3 protein-coding genes and 1 pseudogene are annotated in these 2,865 nt (G+C 27.7%); 3 read left to right on the top strand and 1 reads right to left on the bottom strand.

Annotated features, from left to right (window positions below; translation table 11 throughout):
• Nucleotides 1–325: 325 nt before the first annotated feature.
• On the bottom strand, nt 326–904 hold the full coding sequence (locus KPL38_RS18840; protein ID WP_216290673.1) for a hypothetical protein: 579 nt from the start codon (nt 902–904) through the stop codon (nt 326–328).
• Nucleotides 905–1,670: 766 nt separating this feature from the next.
• Here KPL38_RS18840 and KPL38_RS18845 point away from each other — a divergent pair.
• The 3 genes and pseudogenes from KPL38_RS18845 to KPL38_RS18855 all read left to right on the top strand — a co-directional run.
• Nucleotides 1,671–1,856: an H-type small acid-soluble spore protein gene (locus tag KPL38_RS18845; RefSeq protein ID WP_246578046.1), complete on the top strand. Its 186-nt coding sequence runs from the start codon at nt 1,671–1,673 to the stop codon at nt 1,854–1,856.
• A 97-nt stretch (nt 1,857–1,953) separates the two neighbouring features.
• Nucleotides 1,954–2,346 carry an HAD family hydrolase gene (locus KPL38_RS18850; protein ID WP_216290675.1) on the top strand — a complete coding sequence of 131 codons (393 nt, stop codon included), beginning with the start codon at nt 1,954–1,956 and terminating at the stop codon, nt 2,344–2,346.
• Nucleotides 2,347–2,361: 15 nt separating this feature from the next.
• A pseudogene (locus tag KPL38_RS18855) lies at nt 2,362–2,535 on the top strand (HAD family hydrolase); the annotation flags it as partial.
• Between the last annotated feature and the right edge of the window lie 330 nt (nt 2,536–2,865).

The following is a 2,865-nucleotide window of genomic DNA, read 5'->3' on the forward strand; positions in this document are numbered from 1 at the left end:
CAAATAAAGCAACATTAAATTTCTTCAGGATACATTTTCACTTTTCAACCCACATTCTAAATCCTAATATTTCCATTATTGTTTTTTCATAAGTTAGTTAACACTATCATTAAACTCAACAATTTCATAATATTCTAAAACTGTCTACTAAACTATTGTTTGATTATATACTAACATAAAAAATAAGAAGGCACCATTATGTGAAGATCCACTAACTCTATTTTTTCTCTAGATACAAAATGCTCCCCTTTTAGTAACAGGTTTTTGTTTTATGGCCTGTCTACCTTTAAGGAAAGCATATCAATTAATATAGGTAATATTATTTTTATTTAATCAATCTATTTTTCTTTAACCGAGAATATATATAGCATAAACAATCAACTGCTAGATATATATCGTCTTTGAACTGTTGAAATTCTATCGGCAAGTCACATATATCTATATATTCAATTTTGTTTGTTCCTTCTAATGTCTTTATGTTTGAATTGTATCCTGTACCTAATATATATTTCAATGCATAACGAGGTCCCGCGTGCACGAATACTTTGCTAGGCATTAAATTTAAATATATACCCATCGCTAAAGCCCTGTCATACTGTGAGAATTCATCAAAATTTTTTATTTTACCATTATACATAAGCTTAATAATATCATCAAAATTCTTGCAATTATTTATTTTATCTTCATTAGCTTTTATATATGATGTAGCTAATTTAAAAGCATTTTCTAGACCAAATGATCCTAGAACCCACATGTGGTCAGGGCAGAAAACCATAGCATATTCCACATAATCCTCATAATTAAATTCTTTGCTTTTTGTTTTATAAAGTTCCACATAATTAATATCTTCTTGCATTTTAAGATTAATATAATCGTCAATCATAATCTTAAGCGACTTACTCATAAATGTTTCTCCTTTCTAATATCGTCATTATACAATTATATTTACCTTTTTTAAAATATAGAACGAAAGTCAATAGTTCCTAATATTCATTAACATTTAGCTAATATTAACAATATATTAAGGAAATAATTTAAATTCTTTTTTCTTTACTCTGGAGGCGAAATGAATCGAGTCTCTCCCAAAGATAAAACATTTTTCTGACGCAATACAAATAAATGGCCTTAGTCTGTAAGGCCATAAGTGAGATAACTATTTCTTTTCTTCAACATCACAAGTCGAAATCACTAAGATATCGCTAATAGGATACCTATAATCCAATTCATTTTAGATTGATAAACAAGAGAACCGCAATATGTCAACATTAGCTCACCTGGAAGAGGAAATGCAATTAATTCAAGAACTAGAGAGCTAAACAAAATAATATACCCATAGTGATTAACTAATGTAATTACATAATACAAAATACCACATCCTATGTTTAACTTGTTATATTGAACTTTTATATACAATAATATGAAACTATCAACTTTACGTAATAAAGAAATTATTATTAGTATCTCCTAACTAATAATAATTTAAGATATAAATATAGCATATAATATATTTATTAAAAACGATTAAAAAAGTATTAGATTTAGCTTAAGAATTGTAAGTACAATGGTTATGGAAGTTATATTAAAAAACGAAATGAGTAAAATAAAAGTATGAATGATATATTTGGCTAGTATAGAATATATATTATTTCAAATGATATATTTATAAGGAGATGATAAGTTTGAATAAAAGAAGATTAGGAGAAATACTGGAATCTTATGGTGTCATAAATGTTACATACAAAAACGATCCTGTATGGCTAGATAGTATTAGTACTGATAAAGATGGAGTTATACAAGTAAAGGATTTAAAAACAGATAAACTTATGTCAGTAGATATCAAAGACTTAAAAGAATAATTTAAAACATGAGGTCAGTAAATAGGAGAGTAATTTTATTCTGAAAGCAGTTATATTTGACATGGATGGAGTAATTATTGATAGTTAGCCAACACATATGAAGCTGGGAAATGAGACTTATAAAAAATTAGGCATAGAGGTTGCAGAAGATGAGCATCACTTTTTTGTAGGCGCAACCTCACATTATATGTGGGAAACTCTAAAGAACAAATATAAGCTTAATCAAACACTTAATGAGTTAATTGAATATGGTCGAAGTAAATATCTTAATTCAGATGAAAGCGAGATAACTCTTATCGATGGGGTGAAATATCTAATAAAAGACTTTCATGAGAATGGGATAAAGCTAGCCATTGCCTCATCATCTCCACTAAATGTAATTATGACTATTGCAAAAAAAATTCAAATAGAAGAATACTTTGAATTTTTTGTTACTGGTGATTATGTACAGAGAAGTAAACCTGAACCAGATATATTTATTTTTGCTTGAGAGCAACTTGGGGTAAGCCAAGAAAATTGTACAGTTATCGAGGATTCTCATAACGTGGTTCGTGCTGCTAAAAAAGCAGGTATGAAGTGTGTAGGAATTAATAGCGGTGCTGAAGGAAGCCAAGACATTTCTATGGCAGATTTAGTGATAAATAGCTTTAAAGAAGTGGATTATATGAGATTAAGTTAATAATTATAAGATTACCCAAAAGAATCAAAATGGAAGATACTATTTTGAAATGGCAGATTGTAAATATAATCTGTTTTGCTATTCCACTAATTAATATTAGAATACAATTTACAAAATAAAGAATAAGAGTCAGCAGATATATAAATATCCACTAACTCTATTTTTTTCTAAACACAAAATACTCCCATTAAAGGCTACTGTTATTTTTATTAAGTAAATTTATAATATGATTAAGCCACAAAAAGCTATATTTTCTCCGGTAGGAGTTAAGCTATTTCAAATTTTAGGCTATGCCTCTTGAAAATATTGTAAATTAATATGAAAATTTCA

Source organism: Clostridium psychrophilum, from assembly GCF_018861705.1.
In the GTDB taxonomy this organism is placed as follows: Bacteria; Bacillota; Clostridia; order Clostridiales; family Clostridiaceae; genus Clostridium_AD; species Clostridium_AD psychrophilum.